14 protein-coding genes are annotated in these 20,816 nt (G+C 50.1%); 2 read left to right on the top strand and 12 right to left on the bottom strand.

All coding sequences use genetic code 11. The features are described 5' to 3' along the window. Nucleotides 1-38 precede the first annotated feature (38 nt). The 8 genes from infB to V3C10_05165 all read right to left on the bottom strand — a co-directional run bounded on the left by infB (nt 39) and on the right by V3C10_05165 (nt 9,240). On the bottom strand, nt 39-3,452 hold the full coding sequence (infB, locus tag V3C10_05200; protein ID WVP63217.1) for a translation initiation factor IF-2: 3,414 nt from the start codon (nt 3,450-3,452) through the stop codon (nt 39-41). Next, nucleotides 3,442-3,774, bottom strand: coding sequence for a ribosomal L7Ae/L30e/S12e/Gadd45 family protein (locus tag V3C10_05195; GenBank protein WVP63216.1), 333 nt, complete (start codon nt 3,772-3,774; stop codon nt 3,442-3,444). The genes infB and V3C10_05195 overlap by 11 nt, the downstream gene beginning before the upstream one ends. After that, nucleotides 3,761-4,036, bottom strand: a complete 276-nt coding sequence (locus tag V3C10_05190; GenBank protein WVP63215.1) for a YlxR family protein — start codon at nt 4,034-4,036, stop codon at nt 3,761-3,763. Before V3C10_05190 ends, V3C10_05195 begins: the two co-directional genes overlap by 14 nt. A gap of 67 nt (nt 4,037-4,103) precedes the next feature. Next, nucleotides 4,104-5,327 (bottom strand): transcription termination factor NusA, encoded by a 1,224-nt coding sequence (gene nusA, locus V3C10_05185; GenBank protein WVP63214.1) that lies wholly within the window; start codon nt 5,325-5,327, stop codon nt 4,104-4,106. Between the two features lie 21 nt (nt 5,328-5,348). Then, on the bottom strand, nt 5,349-5,816 hold the full coding sequence (gene rimP / locus V3C10_05180) for a ribosome maturation factor RimP (GenBank protein ID WVP63213.1): 468 nt from the start codon (nt 5,814-5,816) through the stop codon (nt 5,349-5,351). A 242-nt stretch (nt 5,817-6,058) separates the two neighbouring features. Then, the gene (locus tag V3C10_05175; GenBank protein WVP63212.1) at nt 6,059-6,586 is read right to left on the bottom strand and encodes a nitroreductase family protein; all 528 of its coding nucleotides are present in this window, start codon (nt 6,584-6,586) and stop codon (nt 6,059-6,061) included. A 14-nt stretch (nt 6,587-6,600) separates the two neighbouring features. Beyond that, on the bottom strand, nt 6,601-7,440 hold the full coding sequence (locus V3C10_05170) for a carbon-nitrogen hydrolase family protein (GenBank protein WVP63211.1): 840 nt from the start codon (nt 7,438-7,440) through the stop codon (nt 6,601-6,603). 387 nt (nt 7,441-7,827) lie between these two features. Further along, nucleotides 7,828-9,240: an MATE family efflux transporter gene (locus tag V3C10_05165; protein WVP63210.1), complete on the bottom strand. Its 1,413-nt coding sequence runs from the start codon at nt 9,238-9,240 to the stop codon at nt 7,828-7,830. 195 nt (nt 9,241-9,435) lie between these two features. Between V3C10_05165 and V3C10_05160 the strand changes: the two genes are divergently transcribed. Both V3C10_05160 and V3C10_05155 read left to right on the top strand, forming a co-directional pair. After that, nucleotides 9,436-10,197 (top strand): ABC transporter ATP-binding protein, encoded by a 762-nt coding sequence (locus tag V3C10_05160; protein WVP63209.1) that lies wholly within the window; start codon nt 9,436-9,438, stop codon nt 10,195-10,197. Nucleotides 10,198-10,226: 29 nt separating this feature from the next. Beyond that, entirely contained in the window at nt 10,227-11,018 is a 792-nt protein-coding gene (locus tag V3C10_05155) for an ABC transporter permease (protein ID WVP63208.1), read from the top strand. Between the two features lie 125 nt (nt 11,019-11,143). Here the strand turns inward: V3C10_05155 and V3C10_05150 are convergent, their stop codons facing one another. From V3C10_05150 to V3C10_05135, 4 genes are all read right to left on the bottom strand, one after another. Then, nucleotides 11,144-13,954 (bottom strand): transporter substrate-binding domain-containing protein, encoded by a 2,811-nt coding sequence (locus V3C10_05150; GenBank protein ID WVP63207.1) that lies wholly within the window; start codon nt 13,952-13,954, stop codon nt 11,144-11,146. Between the two features lie 142 nt (nt 13,955-14,096). Then, nucleotides 14,097-14,468, bottom strand: coding sequence for an Hpt domain-containing protein (locus V3C10_05145; protein ID WVP63206.1), 372 nt, complete (start codon nt 14,466-14,468; stop codon nt 14,097-14,099). A 5-nt stretch (nt 14,469-14,473) separates the two neighbouring features. After that, nucleotides 14,474-18,058 (bottom strand): response regulator, encoded by a 3,585-nt coding sequence (locus tag V3C10_05140; protein ID WVP63205.1) that lies wholly within the window; start codon nt 18,056-18,058, stop codon nt 14,474-14,476. Between the two features lie 5 nt (nt 18,059-18,063). Next, a complete protein-coding gene (locus tag V3C10_05135) occupies nt 18,064-20,673 on the bottom strand; it encodes an EAL domain-containing protein (protein ID WVP63204.1) in 2,610 nt (869 codons plus the stop codon). Nucleotides 20,674-20,816: the final 143 nt, after the last annotated feature.

Here is a 20,816-nt window from a genome sequence, read left to right as displayed (position 1 = left end):
AATTGCCGGGCGCCGTCATCAGTCAGGCAGAGCTCCCCTTAGCGGGGAACTTCTACCATTGCGTATGCCTCGATCATATCGTCTTCCTGGATGTCGTTAAACTTCTCAAATACAAGACCGCACTCATATCCTGCGTTGACTTCCTTGACATCATCCTTGAATCTCTTAAGGGATGCCAGCGGGCCGTCAAAGGTCTGCTCGCCGTCACGGGTGATTCTCACCTTGCAGCCTCTCTGGAATTTACCGTCCAGAATATAGGAACCTGCAATCGTTCCGACGCCGGATGCCTTAAAGGTCTGGCGTACCACGGCATGGCCGATAATCTGCTCTTCGTAGATCGGGTCTAACATGCCCTTCATGGCTGCTTCCACGTCCTCGATGGCCTGATAAATTACGCGGTACAGACGCATATCCACTTTCTCGCGCTCTGCGATGGATTTCGCCGTAGCGTCGGGACGCACGTTGAAACCGATAATGATAGCGTTGGATGCCGCCGCCAGGCTGACATCGGACTCGTTGATCGTGCCGACACCGCCGTGGATCACTTTTACCATTACCTCTTCGTTGGACAGTTTGACAAGGCTCTGTTTTACCGCCTCTACCGAACCCTGTACATCCGCTTTTACGATGATAGGAAGTTCTTTGACGTTTCCGGCTTTGATCTGTGAGAACAGATCGTCTAATGATAATTTAGCCTTAGTATCTTCAATTAATTTATTCTTACCCTCGGAAATAAATGTTTCCGCAAAGCTTCTTGCTTCTTTCTCGCTTGGGGTTGCAACAAATACTTCTCCGGCCTTCGGAACATCGTTCAGTCCCAGGATCTCAACCGGTGTGGACGGAGTCGCCTCTTTAACACGGCGTCCCTTATCATCCATCATTGCACGCACTTTACCATAGCAGGCGCCTGCCGCAATCGGATCTCCTACATGGAGTGTACCCTTCTGGACAAGAACAGTGGCTACAGGACCCTTGCCCTTATCGAGCTCTGCCTCAATTACAAGTCCTCTGGCCGTACGATTCGGATTTGCCTTTAATTCTTTCACTTCGGCGGTAAGCAGGATCATCTCAAGAAGTTCCGGGATACCTTCCTTTGTATGGGCTGATACGGGAACGAAAATCGTGCTGCCGCCCCAGTCCTCTGAAACGAGTTCGTATTCAATTAATTCCTGTTTTACTTTTTCAATATTGGCGCTTGGTTTATCGATCTTATTTACCGCAACGATAATCTCAACGCCGGCCGCCTTGGCATGGTTGATTGCCTCAATCGTCTGAGGCATAACGCCGTCATCTGCCGCAACTACGAGAATTGCGATATCGGTGGACTTGGCGCCTCTCATACGCATAGCCGTGAATGCCTCATGGCCGGGCGTATCTAAGAACGTAATCTGCTGTCCGTTAATCTCCACCATATAAGCGCCAATGTGCTGCGTGATGCCGCCTGCCTCTTTGGCCGTTACATTGGTCTGGCGGATCGCATCCAGAAGGGAGGTTTTACCATGGTCAACGTGACCCATTACACAGACTACCGGCGGTCTTTCAGCCATATCCTCCTCGTTCTCCTCTTCCTCTTTCAGCAGTTCTTCGATGACATCGATCTTCTCTTCCATCTCGCAGAGTACGTCAAATTCCATGGCGATTTCTTCTGCCTGGTTGTAATCCACTTCCTGGTTGATTGTTACAACTTTTCCCTGAAGGAACAGTTTCTTTACAATTGCGGATGGCTGCAGCTTCATCTTCTCAGCCAGCTCTTTGATCGTGATTACCTCAGGAATGATGATGGTCTTAACCACCTCCACCTTCGGCTCTTCCTTGCGTGGCAGCGGCGGCAGTACAGGAGCCTTGGTATTCTTTCCGCCCTTGCCCTGTTTTGTGTGTGTCCCGTCATCGTGGTTCTTCTTATCGTATTTATCACTCTTATAAGCGTTCTTATTCTGCTTATTATTCTGTGGTTTCTGTACTACAGGTCCGTCAAATGATGGCTTCGGAGCGCCGGTTCTCTGACCGTCACGGTTGCCCTGGTAGCCTCCGCCCTGACCTCCGCGGTTGCCCTGATAGCCTCCGCCCTGGTCCTGATAGCCTCCGGTTCTCTGGCCGTCACGGTTGCCCTGGTAGCCTCCGCCCTGACCTCCGCGGTTGCCCTGATAGCCTCCGCCCTGGCCCTGGTAACCTCCGCGGTTGCCCTGGTAGCCTCCGCCCTGACCCTGGTAGCCTCCGGTTCTCTGGCCGTCACGGTTTCCCTGGTAGCCTCCACCCTGACCGTCGCGGTTACCCTGGTAGCCTCCGGTTCTCTGGCCGTCTCGGTTGCCCTGGTAGCCTCCGCCCTGGCCCTGGTAACCACTGCGGTTGCCCTGGTAGCCTCCACCCTGGCCCTGATAACCTCCGGTTCTCTGGCCGTCTCGGTTTCCCTGATAACCTCCGGTTCTCTGACCGTCGCGGTTGCCCTGGTAGCCCCCGGTTCCCTGACCATCACGATTGCCCTGGTAGCCGCTGCGGTTGCCCTGATAACCCTGACCGTCACGGTTTCCCTGGTAGCCTCCGGTTCTCTGGCCGTCTCGGTTTCCCTGATAGCCTCCACCCTGGCCGTCACGATTGCCCTGGTAACCTCCGCGGTTGCCCTGGTAACCCTGGCCGTCACGGTTGCCCTGATAGCCTCCGGTTCTCTGGCCGTCTCGGTTGCCCTGATAGCCTCCGCCCTGACCGTCGCGGTTGCCCTGATAGCCTCCGGTCCTCTGGCCGTCTCGGTTTCCCTGGTAGCCTCCGGTCCTCTGGCCGTCACGGTTGCCCTGATAGCCTCCGGTTCTCTGGCCGTCTCGGTTGCCCTGGTAGCCTCCGGTCCTCTGGCCGTCTCGGTTTCCCTGATAGCCTCCCTGGCTGCCCTGCGGTGCAGGTGCCTGGGTCTGTGGAGCCTGAGCTGCCGCCGGACTCGGACTTGCTGCCAGACTTGGAGCTGCCGCCGGGCTTGGAGCTGCTGCCGGCTGGCTCTGCGGCGCTGCCGGTTTTACGGTCTCGGCAACACTCTGGGCCTGAACCGGTCTGTCTTTCTGCTGTGGTGCGGGACGTCCCGCCGGACGGTTATTATTTCTCATCTGGGTGCTGTTCTGCGGACGGTATACTGCCGCGATTCTCTTCTTCGGCGGTTCAGCCGTTCCTTCCGCCCTGTTAGCCGCATTTGTCTCTGCTTCTTTTATTTCTGCCTTTACTGGCTCTTTCTTAATTTCTTCCACTCGCTTCGTTTCCGCCTTTCCTGTACCTGGTTTTGAAGTCCCCGTCACCGGCGTTGCCGCCTTATGTGATGCATGCCCTGACGACAGCGTTCTTTTTACTAAAGCTGCCTGTTCATCCGAAATGCTGGATGCGTGGCTTTTGACATCAAATTGATTCTTCTGTAATATTTCTAAAATTTCTTTATTGGTTTTACCCAGTTCTTTCGACAATTCGTTAACTCTCATACTCACTACCTCCGTTCAGCTCAATCTGTTTCACGAGTGCCTTGGAAAAACCTGCATCCAGTACGGCCAGAGATGCGCGCATCTCTTTTCCCATTGCATGCCCCAGCTCTTCTTTTTTTCCGAAAAAGTAAATCGGGACTTTGTAGTAAGTACACATATTCAGGAACATCTTCCTGGTATTGTCGGATGCCTCTTCCGATACGATAACCAGATGAGCCTTTCCGCTTTTTACCGCCTTCTCAGCCATATACTCGCCGCTGGCGGTTTTCCCCGCCTTGGTGGCCAGGCCCAGAAGGTTAAATATCTTTTTATTGTTCTCCAATGCTGTCCATCTCCTTTTCCAATGCTTCATATACTTCCTTTGGAATGGCCATCTTCAGAGAACGCTCCAGTCCTTTATTCTTCACCGCTTTTTTATAGCAGTCCATCGATGGACAGATGTAGGCGCCCCGGCCGTTTTTCCTGCCTGTGGCATCAATTATGATCTGTTCGTCGGTTGTTTTCAGCACCCGGAGCATCTCTTTCTTGTTCTTCATCTCTCCGCACCCGATGCACTGTCTCTGCGGTATCTTCTTTGTACTCAACGATTCTCACTTCCCAATCTTCTTTTTCTTTTCCCGCTGCGCGTCACATTTTACTGTTCCAGGTAGTTTATTCTTCCTCCCGGACGGCATCCTCCGCCGTCTGGACGGCCTGCTCCGTATCCGCTTCCGTCTCAATGCTTTCGTCTGCAGTTATCTCCTCTGTATAAGCTTCGTCACCGAAACCTTCAAAGTTTTCGTCCGCATATCCCTCAAAGCCCTGCTCATATCCCAGTTCCAGATCGTCTAAAAGTCCGGATTCCCTTGCCTGGGTCTCGCTCTTGATATCGATCTTATAACCGGTCAGTCTTGCGGCAAGTCTTGCGTTCTGTCCCTCTTTACCGATTGCCAGTGAAAGCTGGTAATCAGGAACAATCACCTGCGCCTCCCTTGCATCTTCGTCTGCGGCAACGAAAATAACCTTGGCCGGGCTGAGGGCATTCTCAATCAGGTAGGCAGGATTCTCATCCCAGTTGATAATATCTATTTTCTCTCCGCGAAGTTCGCTTACAATCGCGTTAACCCTTGCTCCGTTAAGACCGACACAGGCTCCGACCGGATCCACATCCTCGTTATTGGAGTATACCGCGATCTTGGTTCTGGAACCCGCCTCTCTGGCGATCGCCTTAATCTCAACCGTGCCATCTCTTACCTCCGCCACTTCCGACTCGAAAAGGCGTTTAACAAGATCGGGATGGGTTCTGGAAACCGTGATTCTCGGTCCCTTGTTCGTATCCTTTACCTCCAGTACATACAGCTTAACGCGCTCCGTCGGTTTAAATACCTCGCCCTTCACCTGTTCGCTCTCATTTAAAATAGCATCGATCTTTCCAAGGTCAATACAGATATTACGGTTTACATAACGCTGCACAATTCCTGTAACAACATCTTTCTCTTTGCAGTACCAGTCATTGAAAAGCGCTTTTCTTTCTTCTTCACGGATTTTCTGAAGAATCACATTCTTCGCATTCTGTGTTGCGATCCTTCCGAATTCTTTGGAGTTAATCTGTACATGGACAATATCGCCAAGATCGTATCTGCCGTTCATCATCTTTGCTTCCGCAAGGCTGATCTGCAGCATCGGATCTTCCACGTCCTCAACAACTTCCTTCTCGGCATAAACGGAAAAATCACCGGTTTCCCTGTTGATGGTGACCTTTACATTGTCTGCTTTACCAAAATGGTTTTTACAGGCTGTAAGTAAAGAATTTTCAATTGCCTCCAGAAGAATATCTTTGCTGATATTATTTTCCTTCTCCAGCACGTTTAACGCTTCAATCAACTCTTTATTCATTTTCTTTTATCCTCCTACCGTCTAAAAATCAAAGGCCAGACGTATTAAAGCAATATCCGTCTTTGCGAACACCAGATCATTGCCGTCTTCTAATGTAACTGTAACCGTATCTGCATCATGGGCTTTGAGAACCCCTGTGTATTCTTTTTGTTTGTTAAGCGGTTTGTAAAGCTTTATCTCCACACTTTTTCCTGTATTCCTGACAAAGTCCTTTTCCTTCTTAAGCGGTCTTCCAAGACCGGGGGAGCTGACTTCCAGAATATAGCTGTCGTCGATGAAGTCTTCCTTATCAAGCCATTCTCCCAGCTTTCTGCTGACAATCTCACAGTCGTCAACGGTAATTCCGCCCTCTTTATCAATATAAGCGCGAAGATACCATACTCCGACTTCCCTGACGTATTCCACATCCACAAGTTCAAAATGGTGTTCCTCCAGAAGGGGAAGCAGCCACGATTCTACTTTTTTTTCATATTGCTCTCTTTTTGTCATATTTACACCACCTTTTTAGCAGGTAACCGACTTTTTCTCTGCTGCCCATCATTCCGCCGCAGCATCCCGAACCGGACTTTGAACAAAGTGAAAGAGTGGACTTCTGTCCACTCTCTCTAGTCAGTTTATTATGTTATCTTGCTAAGTATAACACCTTTCTCGATAAAGTGCAAGGCTTTCTTTTAAAGCGGGAAGTGAACGATAACAATCGTTGGAGTTGCGCCGGCATTCACCTTTTTCAACTAATTCTCACCATATCGGTTAAACCATACTCTCTCTTCAAACGTCTTCTTTTTTGCCGCAGGCACCGTGGACGCCGGGATGCCGATTGGCATATAAACGGCCACATTCAGATCCCCGGGGACTCCCAGCAGTTCTGCCATCTTCCTGTCCTCACCATTGTGGTGAAGCTGGCCCTCTATCCACGTCGTTGCATATCCTTTGGCTGCGGCGGCGATCAAAATGTTTTCCGCGGCGGCAGCAAAGTCCTGGATATGGTACGATTCGCCGCTCGGGGCAACCGTATGCTTTGTCAGTAAAAGAATCGCTGCGGGCGCCGTGGCCGCCCACTCATGACCGTAAATGTCGGCCAGCTTTTTTACCAGCTCCGGATCATCCACGGCGATAAATTTGGTTGTCTGCATATTACAGCCCGACGGCGCAAGAAATCCGGCTTCCACCAGTTCCTTTAAATCCTCCCTCGGAATCGGTTCCTGTTTAAAGGTGCTTCTGTAACTTTTTCTCTCTTTGATTGCCTGTAATGCTTCCATCTTTTTCCCCTTTCCTATAAACTCTCTTTTGTATTTTTCACGCTGTATAAATCGGTTCTCCTGTTTTCCAAAGAAGGAATCTGTTTTCTGATTTGATCCAGATAGTCCAAATCGATCTCCGCATAGGTGATGCCCGGCGCATCCTTCGCCCTGGCCACCACGGTTCCCCATGGATCGGCCACAAGGCTGTTTCCATAGGCCACATAGGCCGGTTTCTTTCCAATCTGCCCCGGCGCTACAATATAACAGCCGTTTTCTATGGCTCTTGCCCGAAGAAGCGGCTCCCAGTGATCCTTTCCGGTCGGCATGGTAAAGCTGGCAGGAACAAAAATCACCTGTGCCCCCTTAAGCGCCATCAGGCGGTAAAGTTCAGGGAAACGGACATCATAGCAGATCGACATGCCGAATATCCCCAGTTCCGTTTCAACGGTTACAATCTCCTCCCCGGGCTGAACCTTGTCCGATTCATTAAACGGCGTACCGTCCGCCAGGGTAATGTCAAACATATGGAGTTTGCTGTATCTTGCAAGGATTTCACCCTCCGGAGAAATCAGGACGCTGGTGTTGGCGGAACGCTTTTCGCCGGGGAGCTCCTCTGTTATGCTGCCTCCGTGAATGTAAATTCCATGTTCTTTTGCTTTTCTGCAAAGGACTTCCGTGGTATATCCGGGAATCTGTTCTTTGCCTCCGCCCTCTCCCACATTACGGCCAATCAGGTTCATGACCTCCGGGAAGCAGATCAGCTTTGCACCCATGGATGCCGCCTCATCAATCCAGGCCTCCGCCTTCCTCAGGTTTTCTCCTTTATCATTCTGCGTGTCCATCTGGACCATTGCTATCATGTATTTACGCATCGGTACCTCCTTGCCGTTTTTTCATATTTTTTATCTTATCACTATTCCCTTATTTATGGAATGAAAATTCTATGAAATTTTTGCAAATATGGCAATGCGGTGAAAAACAAAGAAGGGTCATTTTCTTTCTGCATTTTTACTGTTGTTTCTACTTATTTAAGAGTATACACCTCTTCCCTGCGGTTTTCCAGCGTCAGTATCTGACGGTGCACGCTCTTTTGATAGTCCTGAGCGATTTGTCGGATCATTCTGCGGAGACTGATAAAAGATATTGCATTTTCCGGTCCGGCCCCAAAAAAGGCAGTCATACCATGTCCGAGATGATATAACTGCCTTACTGTCTGTTCATGAAGCTGTTTATTACTGCCGGAGCCTCTGTTTCAGGTGTCATTCATTCAGATGCTGGTCACTCACATTATTCCCACGCTGCTTAATGAGGCTCCTCTTCCAGATTCCCGACTTAATATATAAATATCCGAACGGCACCGAGGAAAACGGCGCAATGGCGCAGGCGATGTAAATTCCTTCAAGGCCCCAGAGCTTTTCGAAGGAAACAGCCAGAATCACCCGGAAGATAATGCAGTTCGTAAAGCTGGACATCATCGCGAATGTGGAATGGCCCGCGCCGATCATCATCGCATGGTAAATCAGGAAGATAGCATAGAATACCTGGCCGAAAATCTCAATCCGCATATTTAGCACTGCATTGGCGATTACCGCCTGATCATCGGTGAAAATTCCGGCCAGCCAGGGGCCTCCGATTTCCACCAGAACGATTGTCGCGAGACTCACCACCAGAGCCATCTTCATGGCCGTATACATGACCTCCTTCGCCCTGTCGTAGAGGCGGGCGCCCAGATTCTGCGCGATTACGGAGACGGCTCCCGTAGACATGGCGCTGAGCAGAAGCTGGCACATATCTTTAATCTTAATCGCCACTCCGTTTCCGGCCGAAATATCGGTGCCGTAGCGGTTAATCAAAAAGGTCACCACCAGCCAGGAGAACCCGGCTATCGTCATTTGCACGGCGCTGGGAATTCCGACCTTCAGCGTCTCCTTCAGCATCCCCATTCTGATTTTCAGGAAATCAAGTGTAAAGCGGATCAGCTCTTTTTCCCTCACAATAGCCGCCAGGCTGAGCACGGCGCTGAGTATCTGGGCTATTACCGTGGCAAGTGCCGCGCCCGCCACTCCCATTTTAAAGGTTCCGACAAAAATCACATCCAATACGGCATTCAGTACCGTCGTTGCAATGACAATCCGCATCGGTGTCCTGCTGTCGCCCACGGCGCGCAGCAGAGAGGAAAATGCATTGTATATGTAGACGAAAAACATTCCCGCGGCACAGATTCTCAGATAGACCAGCGCCTCATCGTAAGCGGGAGCCTGGAGGAGCCTTAATATTTCCCCGGACATGGCATACAGAATCAGAGAGAAGGCAACGCCCAGTATGGCCGAGAGGGATACAAGCGTCCCGGTCGCCTCCTCCCTGCTCTTACTGTCTTTACCTCCATAAAACTGCCCAATCAGCACACTTCCGCCGGTGGTGATTCCGATGGCAATCTTCGTAATGATCACCAGAATCTGGCTGGAATTGTTGATGGCTGAAATGGCGGAAGGACCTGCAAAACGGCCTGCAATCACCATATCTACCATATTATAAAGGGCCTGCAGGAGGCTGGATGCGATTAACGGCAGCGTGAACGCCACAATCTGCCTCACAATGTTGCCCTGCGTAAAATCCTGTTTCCTGTCTGTTTTCTCCGGCGTGCTGCCTGATTTCTTCTCCGTCACTGCCACGTAACGCCTCTTTTCCCGGCTCCGGCCGTATCTTTACAGAGCCGTGTAAGAACCGGCCTGTATTTCTGGTAATTATTTTACTACACACGAGGTTCAACGGCAACCAAAAATCATCATGATTCCCCCTTCATGGCCTCACGTCCCTGTAAAATCCACATATCTTAAACTAAAGCCAGTATATTTAAGAGGTGTTACATGATTCCAAAACTGGAAGTTTCAGGCCTTTGTTATTCCTACCATTCGATGGATGGGGAAACTCAGGCTCTTTCTAATATATCGTTTACCGTAAGCACCGGAGAGTTTATTGCCATTGTCGGACCGTCCGGCTGCGGCAAGTCCACTCTCCTGTCCCTTTTCAGCGGGCTTCTCAAACCGGACGAGGGTAAAATTCTCATAGACGGAATCCCTCTCTCCGAGAGCAAGGTGAGGATCGGCTATATGCTCCAGAAGGATCACCTGTTTGAATGGCGCACGATTCTCTCCAATGCCTCCCTTGGATTGGAAATTCAGCACAAGATGGACGAACGCCACAAAAACAACCTTCAGGAGCTGATGACTTCCTATGGACTCGGCAGCTTTGAAAATGCCCGTCCATCCGAACTGTCGGGTGGAATGCGGCAGCGTGCCGCCCTCATACGGACCCTGGCCCTGGAACCCGATATTCTTCTCCTCGATGAGCCTTTTTCTGCACTGGATTATCAGACACGCCTCTCCGTCTGCGATGATATCAGCACGATTATCAGGGGAAGAGGTAAGACAGCCATCCTGATCACCCATGATCTGTCGGAGGCCGTCAGTGTTGCCGACCGCATTGTCATTCTCTCAAAGCGGCCCGGAAGGATTAAAGGAATTCTGCCAACCCCGTTTTCCACTCCGGATTTAAGTCCTCTTGAACGGAGAAACGATCCGGAATTCTCAGGTTATTTCAACGAGGTCTGGAAGGTTCTCCAAAATTAACAATTCTTTTCCCTAACAGGAGGTGTCTCATGGAATTACATGAAACCCTGGCCCAGCAGGAATTTATCGCAAGGCAGAAACGCCGCCGCAGATTTGTCTCAGTCTGCCGCATTCTGCTTCTTTTTATTTTATTGGTACTCTGGGAAGTCTGTGCCAGACTGGGTATTATCAACGACTTCATCTTCAGTTCTCCGTCCCGAATCGTACTCTGCTTTATCAGCATGGTGAAGGACGGCAGTATTTTTTTACACACCGGTGTCACGATTATGGAAACGCTGATCAGTTTCTTTCTCGTCGTCGCCATAGGACTGCTTGGTGCAATCCTTTTGTGGTCCAGCAAAAGCCTCTCCGACATTCTGGAGCCGTATCTCGTCATGCTCAACAGTCTGCCTAAGTCGGCCCTGGCCCCGATCCTCATCGTATGGCTGGGCAATAACATCAAGACAATCATCGTTGCCGCCGTGTCAGTTGCCGTATTCGGAGCCATTATGACGCTTCATAACGGCTTCAGCCACACGGATCCGGATCAGATTAAACTGATTTACTCCCTGGGCGGAAAGCGCAAGGATGTCCTTACAAAGGTCCTGCTGCCGGGATCGGTTCCGCTGATTATCAGCAATATGAAGGTCAATGTGGGGCTCTGCCTGGTGGGCGTTATTATCGGCGAATTCCTCGCCGCCAACAAAGGGCTCGGATATCTGATTATCTATGGTTCCCAGGTCTTTAAGATGGATCTCGTTGTGATGAGCATTGTAATTCTCTGTATTGTATCGGCAGTGCTGTATCAGGGGATTACGTTACTGGAGAAGAAAATGAAATAGTATCGCAAAAAACTAAATGCCGTCTGCAGAGCACTCATTTCACTTCTGCAAACGGCATCCAGTTTTTTTTCTATAACATCTGATTATCTATAAATTCTAATTTACGCTTCTCCATTTCCGTCATCTTACTTTACGGCATCATTCACAGCAGCCATATTGTGATACAGCTCCTCATAAAGCGCAGCCACATCAATTGGCTTTGGCACGAAACCGTTCATTCCTGCTGCCATTGCCGACTCCTTGTCCTCCTGGAAGGCGTTCGCGGTCATTGCGATAATCGGGACTGTTGCGGCATCCGGACGTGACAGCCCGCGGATGGCGGCCGTGGCCTCCAATCCATTCATCTCCGGCATCTGGATATCCATAAGAATCGCCTTAATCTCCCCCTGGGCGCTTTGTTTAAACAGTTCTAACGCCTCCCGTCCATTCTCCGCCCGGGTGACAACGGCTCCCTGCATGCGGAGCAGTTCCATGGCGATTTCCGCATTGAGATCATTGTCCTCGGCAAGGAGGATCTCCGCCCCGTCAAACCCTTGTTCCCTGGGCGCCGCCTCCGAAACAGGCTTTTTCTCCATCCGTCCCCTGGGAAGGGTCACGGTAAAATAGAACTCACTGCCTTTTCCCGGTTCACTTTTAAGAAAGAGCTCACCGCCCATCAGATGGACAATATTTCTGCTTATGGCCAATCCAAGTCCGGTTCCCTGGCTCTTCGAATAATTAGAGCCCAGCTGTTCAAAGCTTTCAAAGATTCGCCGCTGTTCTTCCTGAGCAATTCCGATGCCCGTATCACGGACCAGGATATTATAGGAGGCCACAGTCTCCGTGGAGGATTCCTCCGAAACCCTGAGAAGAACGCTGCCACCAGCCCGGGTGAATTTGAATGCATTGGAAAGCAGGTTGAGTATCACCTGCCTCAGGCGCAGTTCATCCCCCACTATCACATCATGTCCAATACTCTCTTCCAGGCTGAATTTCAGCGACCGGTTTGCGGCATCCTGCTGCAGCATATTTTCAACGTCACTCAGCATGTCGTGCAGGGAAAAATCTTCGGCCGCCAGAGTCATCTTACCGTTTTCAATACGGCTCATATCCAGAATGTCATTGATCAGGCCCAGCAGATACTTAGACGATGTTTTAATCTTTTCCAGGTTCTCCGCTACCTTTTCGGGCACCCCTTCCATCATTGCGGTTAAATCGGTCAGTCCGACAATCGCATTCATCGGGGTTCTGATTTCATGGCTCATGCGGGAAAGGAATTCACTTTTCGCACGGTTGCCTGCCTCCGCCTTTTCGAGTTCACTCTGCATGGCGGCGGCATGAAGACGTGACTTTCCTATAAGAATGACAACAATCAGAAGCAGGATAAGTCCCGTAGCCACAACGCCCACCGCCAGGGACGGATTGGCATAGACAATACTGGTAAGCGTCATATGGGATTCCCCGATGGAGACCATATTACGGCTGCCGATGGCGGCAGAATCTTCGCTGCTGATATTGTTGATCGCTTTATTGATTATTGAAAAAAGTTCCGGCTGTACTGGACTTTTCATTGCAAAACTGGTTTCCCGGTGATCATTGATCAGATTTACCTGCATCAGATTGGTAAAATTGTTCTTTTGTATAATACTTTCAAGATGCGCGGATACCCCGTAAAAAAAGTCTACTTTGCCGCGGTTGACATCCGAAAGCGCCTCTGCAATATCGGAATAATAGATTTCCTTATCCACCGTGATATTATCCGGCATGTCTTCCCCTTCCAGTACGGCTCCGACCAGCCCCTGCGCGGGATAGCTTGATTCCTTATTCCTCACCAGGATAGAATTCAGTTCTACGTAAGGCGTTGTCAGCGCCAGATCCTGTTCTACGGCATCCTCGTCCGAACCAAGGTAAAAAGCGAGCAGATCGGCCTCACCGTTCTGTATCTTCCCGAGCGTCTGCGCATAACTGTCACAGTATATATAGGAGAACTCCAGACCGGAATACTCAGAAATCTTCTGAAGAATATCGGGCACATAGCCGTTGTGGCCGTCACCATTATCCAGGCAGAAAAGCGGATGCCAGTCACTCGGGACAGCTACCGTCACAGTCCCTCTCTGTTCTATATATTCTTTCTCCTTTGCATTAAGTACCGCATTCATATTGGCAGCGGCAGGAAAATTGGTTTCGTATAATTTTTTTGCAAAGTTGGGATCCGCCTCGTAAATCTTCTCAAGCGCCATATTAAGGCCGTCGAGAATCTCCTGGTTGTCCGGCTGCGTCACAATATAATGAGGCTGTGAATCGAATGTGGCGGCAACATAAAATTTATCACCGGAGTCCGCACTGTTGCCCAGCAGCAAATCCACCTCGCCGTTCTCCAGATAATAATTCAGGCCCCCATGCTCCTTCAGCTGATCATGATTGTAATATTTGATCGTGCAGTCTATGTTATTAAGTTCCAGATAAATCTTGAGCCGTCTTATATTCTCCGCAGCCCGTTCAAAAACCCCAATTGTTTTTCCATTAAGAGAGTTCAGGTCGAATCCCTTGATACGGTCATCATCTTTTCTGGCCAGCAGGATCAGTTTTGTATAACCACAGTTATATTCAGGATATCCATAATCTTCCTCGAGCCCGTCCATATAATACTGACCGCCCATCAGATCGTATTCCCCGGCCTTAAAACGTCTCAGTATTTCTTCATTCTCAACATCAATGTATTCATATTTCCATCCGGTATACTTGGCAACCTCATTGAGGACATCGACCACCAGCCCATACCTTTCTCCATCCGCCGTCAGCATGGTATAACCTTCCGTTATGGGAAATGCTACGCGAAGAACCTTATCTTCCGCCTCTTCGTCGGCCGCGCATGGAAACGACACTGCCATCATAAACAGCATCACGAGTAAAACCATAATATATTTTTTCATCTTAAGGCCGTATATATGCTTCATACAGACTCCTCCACTTGCTCCTCAATCCTCCGCCGCAGTCAATGGAAACAACTCCATACATATATTCTCAGCCATTTTCTCAATAAAGTCAAACAGTTCCTGAAACAAATTCCCGTAATACGGTTCAAACTCCTCCAAAATCTTAAAAGCCTTCACATTCTTCCAGATCCCGCCGCATTCTCTCCGCTTTCCGGTACTCCTCCCGGATCACATGATAAAGCGTTTTGTAATCTTCCCTGAGTTCCCCGGCCCGCAAAGGTTCCACCATGGCGGAAACCGCCTCATAGATGGACTGTAAGCCAAGATTACCAGCCAACCCCTTAATCGTATGCGCCGCCTCAAAGGCTCTGTCCAGATCTCCTTTGTCCAAAGCGTCTTCCAGGGCGGCCAGGTTATTGTCCTGAGGCAGTCTTCCCAGTATCTTCAGATAAAATGTCTCATTTCCCAAAAACCGTGCCATTGTATTGTCATAATCCACACCATAGGACTCAACTATTTCCCGAAAACTCCGCATCGATTTTAACCTTCCTCTCTGTAAATAAGATGGTATAGTGTCTGATATAACCGGTCCGAATCAATCGGCTTTGCAAGGTGGGCATCCATTCCTGCCGCCTTGCTTTTTTCTATGTCATCGTCAAATGCGTTGGCTGTCATTGCAACAATCGGAACCGTTGCGGCGTCCGTATTGCTTAAATGTCTGATACTTGTAGTGGCCGTCAGCCCGTCCATCAGCGGCATTCTGATATCCATCAGGATGGCGTCATAATATCCGGTCGACGATTTACTGAATAATTCCAGCGCCCTGAGACCATTTTCGGCCGTGTCTACGGTAAATCCCTTGCTCTCAAGAAGCATCACGGCAACCTCCGTGTTAATGGCATTATCCTCCGCCAGCAGCAGACGCCTTCCGGAAAAATCATAGGCGGCCGCATCCATCTGCGGCTTTCTCTCTTCCTTCTCCCCCAGCGCTTTGGAAAAAGCCGATACCAGGGCTGATTTAAACATCGGTTTGCTCATCAGAAGGTTCACCCCGGCCAGCTTTGCCTCATGCTCTATGGAAATCCAGTCATAGGCGGTCATGATAATGATCGTAACCTCCGGCCCTACAATAGCCCTGATATGCCTGGCGGTCTCAATGCCGTCCATTCCCGGCATTTTCCAGTCTATCAGAATCATGTCAAAGTATCTGCCCGCATCCCAGAGTCCCTGTACCCGCTCAACCGCCTTTCGGCCGCTGTCCACCCATTCTGCGGTGATTCCCATCTCACGAAGGGTGACGACCGCGCTCTCGCAAACCACCACGTCATCATCCACAACCAGCGTTTTCAGGTGGGAGAAATTATAATTCTGCTTTTTCTGCCCGTGGAGCAGCTTTTCTTCCTCGGTAATCCCTAGCTTTACATCCACTGTAAATTCCGTACCGATTCCTTTGATGGAACGCACCGTGATTTTGCCGTCCATCAGGTCCACTATGCTTTTTGAAATCGCAAGTCCCAGTCCTGTGCCGCCGTAAAGCGCCGTAGTCCCAATGGATTCCTGCGAGAAAGGTTCGAAAATGCGCGGAATAAATTCCTCACTCATGCCCACGCCCGTATCATTTACGATAAAACGCAGCGCAGCGGTATTTTTCGTTCTCTGGCGCTGTGATGCGGAAAATGTGACCTTCCCGCCCTCACCGGTGAATTTGATGGCATTGCTCAGGATATTCAAAAGCACCTGCTGCAGCTTCATCGCATCACCGACATAATAGTCATCCAGAACGGGATCCACGATACACTCATATTCCACGCCCTTTGCAGACGCCTGGGCGTAGCAGATGGAATTGAGTCCCACGATAAACTCTTCTGTTGGAATCTTTTCATTCTTTAAGAGCATCTTGCCGCTCTCAATCCGGCTCATATCCAGAATATCGTTGATTAACGACAGAAGAAACCGTGATGAAATTCCTATCTTTGAGATACAGTCTGCAATCTGCTCATCATCACCGACAGCCTGGGCGGCAATGGTGCTCATGCCGATGATGGCATTCATCGGCGTCCTGATTTCATGGCTCATCCGTGACAGGAAGTCCGACTTGGCGGCATTGGCCTGCTCCGCAGCCACCAGTGCGGCGGCCAGCTCTTCCTTCTGACGCTGTTCTTTCTGAACCACATCGGTCACGTCGCTGCGCGCCACGCAGACTCTGCCGAGTTCCTTCTCAATGTAGAAGACCTGGAAACGTTTTACTCTCTTATTCCCCTCCTCATCCATCATCTCAATGACAAAAGAGTACACCGGCTCCTGTGACAGTCTCTTTTCCATATATTCAAAGTCCAGTTTTGACCGGTATTCCTGCTTTGCTTCCTCATCCATAAAACGGTCTGCGATCCGTCTGACCTCGGCCTGGAACTCTCCTTCGGCGGCTCCCGCCCTCTGGCTGTTCTCATCAAATAAGATCAGCCGATGGGTATCGCGCCGGATATTAACCTCCGTGAGGAGTTCATAATCGAGTCTGGTAATCTTCTTCAGCAGCTCCTCCTGAATCTTGTGGGCCGTATTATCCGTGGTATAGAAAAATGCAATCACGTCGTCGTTCTCCGGCTCCCTGTATAAACGAAAGCTTGTACTGCTCCAGAAAACGCCTTCCTCCCCGCGTTTCCTCAGGAATTCAAAATGATAATCCGTCTTCCCAAGCGCATAATCCGCAAGCACCTTCTCACGGGAAAGTGTGCTGCGGATTGACGCTCCATAAGCCGGATCGGCCGCAGCCTCCGACAAATGTTCCACCAGCTCGTCGTAAGAGTGCCCTATACTGGTAACCGCCATCTGGGGCGTACAGATGTAACTCTCCACCTGGTTGCGCGTGACGTTGAGACGTCCCTGGGCGCTCCCCTCCTCGGAGGATAATTCCACGAAATAGGCCAGTTCCTGCTCATACAGTTCATCATTTTTCTCCTGCAGGCTCCTCTCGTCCGTAATATCAAGAAGTACGCTGAAAAGCTGCCCTTCGTCCTTTTCCTGAAAAAGCTGTGCTTTAAGTGAAAACCACTTGACTTCGCCGTCCCCGCAGATAACGCGGCCCTCAATGCGGACCGTGTCGCCATACTGCAGTTGAGCACTGATCTTCTGGAGCATGACCGGCATGTCTTCCGGGTGGATAACAGCCGACATTTTATTACCCAACGCGGTAAATTCGTCCCTGGTGTAGCCAAGGAATTCAAACAGGCCGTCATTGGCGTCGATTACTGACAGTTCTTCGTCATAATGGCACCGGAAAACGGCTCCCGGAATATTATTATAGAGATGGAGCAGTTCATCCCGCATCTTTTTCTCTTCCGTGATATCGATGCAGACCGAAACAATGGCGGCACGACCATCTTCCGCCATAAGTTTTCTGCCCGTATCATGGACCCATATGTATGTGCCGTCTTTCTTGCGCATCCTGTATTCAACGATATATTCATCGCCCTCCAAAAGCTGTGCATTCACGGTCTCATTCACCGGTTTCCGATCGTCCGGATGCATACAGTTGGAAATCATCCCCTCTATATCATGGACAAATTCCGTTTTATTCTCATATCCCAGATAATCCAGCATCTGCCGGTTGATAAAATAGAAGGGAAATCCGTCTTCGACATATCCTCCCATCATACCGCCGGCCACGGAATCGTTTAAAAGCTCCTGTCTCTGTCTGCTGATGTGTTCCATCACAAGCGTCTGGGGATAATGCTCCCTCCCCTTCTGGCTGCTGCCGGGTTCCGCCACATGGAAACATTTAATCTTCCAGCTCCCGCCTTCCAAAGCAAGCGTAAAGAACGTACGCAGATGCCAGAGATACTGCCTGTTTTTCAGCGTCATCTCCATGGAGAGATGAGTCACTTCCACCGTAATGCTCTGTTCATGGATTACTCTCATCTCACAGGAGAATGGTTCCGTAATCTCACTGATATCCTGGTTTAGATAGGCGGTCATCTCCGCTTTTCCGCAGGCAAATTCATCCGCGCCGGTGCCTACAAAGTCAATGTCATCAGAGAGGAAACCGATTGCCGCCTCCCCGTCGCGCTGTTCGAACCAGGCCCGGCAGAATGCCTGGGCAGTATCTTTCGCTGTAGTATAGTACTTCATTTGTTTTATTCCTTCCAAAGGTAACATCCACCTTTACAGTTTGCTTTTGCACGGTACAATGCCAAATCCACTCGTTTTATCACATCGTCGAGCGGTTCCTCCACGTTCCATATCACAATTCCCACGGAGGCGGTCACCGTAATTTTCTCTGCAAAACGTTTTTCGGCAAGCGCCCGGCAGATTTCCCTTCCCTTTTTCATTGCGGCATCATCGGATTTCATCTGTTTCATGATTGCGACAAATTCATCCCCCCCATATCTGGCCAGAATATCTGTTTTTCTGGTATGGGCGCGGAGAAGCTCCCCGAATTCCTGGATCAGGCGATCCCCTTCCATATGACCGAGGGTGTCGTTGACCTCCTTCAAATTATCGAGATCAAAGAGATAAAATGCAAATGGGGCATCCTCCTTCTGAAGAGAAGCGGTGGCCGCCTCCCATCCACGGCGGTTCAGGACATTGGTCATGGGGTCGCGGTATGCCTCCTCCTTTAAATCCTGTTCACGCTTCGGAAACGTCGCCAGCCTTATGGCATGGTTAATTCTCTTTCTGAGACTTTCGGGCGCGTGTGGTTTGGCTGCATAATCGTCGGCTCCTATTGCCATCGCCTGTTTTTCCGTCTGCATATCCGGCGGACCGGTGACAATAACCGGAATGTTCCACACCGATTTATCCCTTTTGACGGACTGAAGCACGGAAATTCCGCCCGCTCCGGCCAGGGAAGCGCTCAGAAGAACCGCATCCGGACCGTAGGTACGGCCGTGGATAATTTCCCGTGCGGAAACATCATCCACAGCCTCCAGGACGTCATAGTATTCTGAAAAGTTTTCAGCTACCTGTCTCCTGTACTCCGCGTCCTCATCTGCAACCAGGAGCTGCTGCTTCCTGTGCCCCGCCCCAGTCTCCCTGCTCTGGATTTCGACGGGGTCTGTTTCCCATTTTTCCTCAATTTCCACGGTTTCCTGTCCCCTGAGCAGTTCTTCAAACTCCCTGCCCGGCATCGGCTTTGCAAAGTAATATCCCTGCACATAGTCACATCCCGTTTCAAGCAGGCGGTCCAGCTGTTCCTTGGTTTCGACTCCCTCGGCCACAACGCCCAGGTGCATCCAGCGCGCCAGCTCCATGATGAACTGAAGCACTCCCTGGCTGATCGGTTTTGCCGTCTCGCTCTGAATGAATTTCATATCCAGCTTCAGGATATCGATCGGCATCTGGTTCAGCATGTTAAGTGAGGAATATCCGCTGCCGAAATCATCCATCTCAATGATAAATCCCAATTTTCTCAGGCGTCTGACCGTTTCAATAATCTGTCCCGGATTTTCCGTGTAGGCGCTCTCCGTGATTTCCAGATGGAGGCGTGAGGGCGGCAAATCATATTTATGTACGATTTTAATCAGTGTATCCGCAATATCCGCATTATAGATATCGGCGCGTGAGACATTGACCGAAACCGGTATCTTCGGGTAACCTTTGCTGTCCCACTCCTTCAGATAAGAACACGTCTTATCCCAGACAAACTGATCGAGTTTTGTAATGAATCCATTTTTCTCAAAAAGCGGGATAAATTCTGCCGGAGACTGAAATCCCCACTCGGGATGTTTCCAGCGTATCAACGCCTCTGCGCCGGCCAGCCTCTCATCCCGGATCCTGTATTTGGGCTGCAGGTAAATCAGGAACTGCTCCTCTTTCAGGGCCGATTCCATACTGTCGATAATGGCCTGCTGCCGCAGCAGTTCATCACGCAGCTTGTCGTCATAGGCGGCAAAATACTTTCTGTACTGTCCCTTGATGCTGCGCGCCGCAAGGAGGGCGCGGTCAGACATCTGCTCTATCGTAATGCTGCGGTTTTCAATGGAAAAAATCCCCCATTTCATCACAACGTTTTTCGCATTGGGGAGGGCGTTAATCACTTCATTGGCCCTGATAAACATATCATCCTCATATTTATCCCTGTGTTCCAGCAGGCAGGCAAACTGATCCGCGCTCAGGCGGCCGCATGTCCCTCCCTCGCCCGTGAGCCGACGGTACAATTCAGCAACTCCGCACAGCAGCTGGTCACCCGCAGTTACGCCGAAAACGTCGTTAATCAGTTTAAAATTTTCAATGTCCGAGCACAGGATATCGTACTTCTGCCCCGGATTCTGATTAAGGATTTCCCTTACGCGCTGGTAAAAGAACTCCTTGCTGTAAAGGCCGGTCAGCCGGTCATACTTAAACTGGTTAATCATCGCCGCCGTTTCCCGGAGGTGGATGATGCTTGCCACCCTGTGCCGGATGATCTGGGGCTTGTACGGTTTTGCCACAAAATCGGTCGCCCCGTGGGACAGAGCCGCAACCTCGTCGGCCTCGCTGTCACTCTGGGTCGTAACAATTACAGGAATCGATGCAAGAACCGGATCTGCTTTTGCAATAGAAAGGAACGTATATCCATCCATAATCGGCATTGTAATATCAAGCAGGATCAGTGAAACATCGTCCCTGTGCGCCTCCAGCACAGAGAGCGCGGCCTGTCCGTTCTCCGCCTCCAGGACTCTGTATTCCGAGGACAGCATTTCACTTAGCATCATACGGTTTATTTCATTATCTTCCACAACCAGAATTACTTTTTTTGAGAGCATCTTCCTGTCTCCTTTTCTTTCCCCGCCATTCTGAAAAAATATTATTACGGCTTGCGCCGGAATGTTTTATCTACATTTTACCACAACAAAAGAAACCTATATACAACTTTTTTACTTTGTCCATATAGGCACCAATGTCAGTG

Source organism: [Clostridium] symbiosum, from assembly GCA_036419695.1.
GTDB lineage: Bacteria > Bacillota > Clostridia > Lachnospirales > Lachnospiraceae > Otoolea > Otoolea symbiosa_A.
This window is presented reverse-complemented; position numbering and strand designations above follow the sequence as displayed.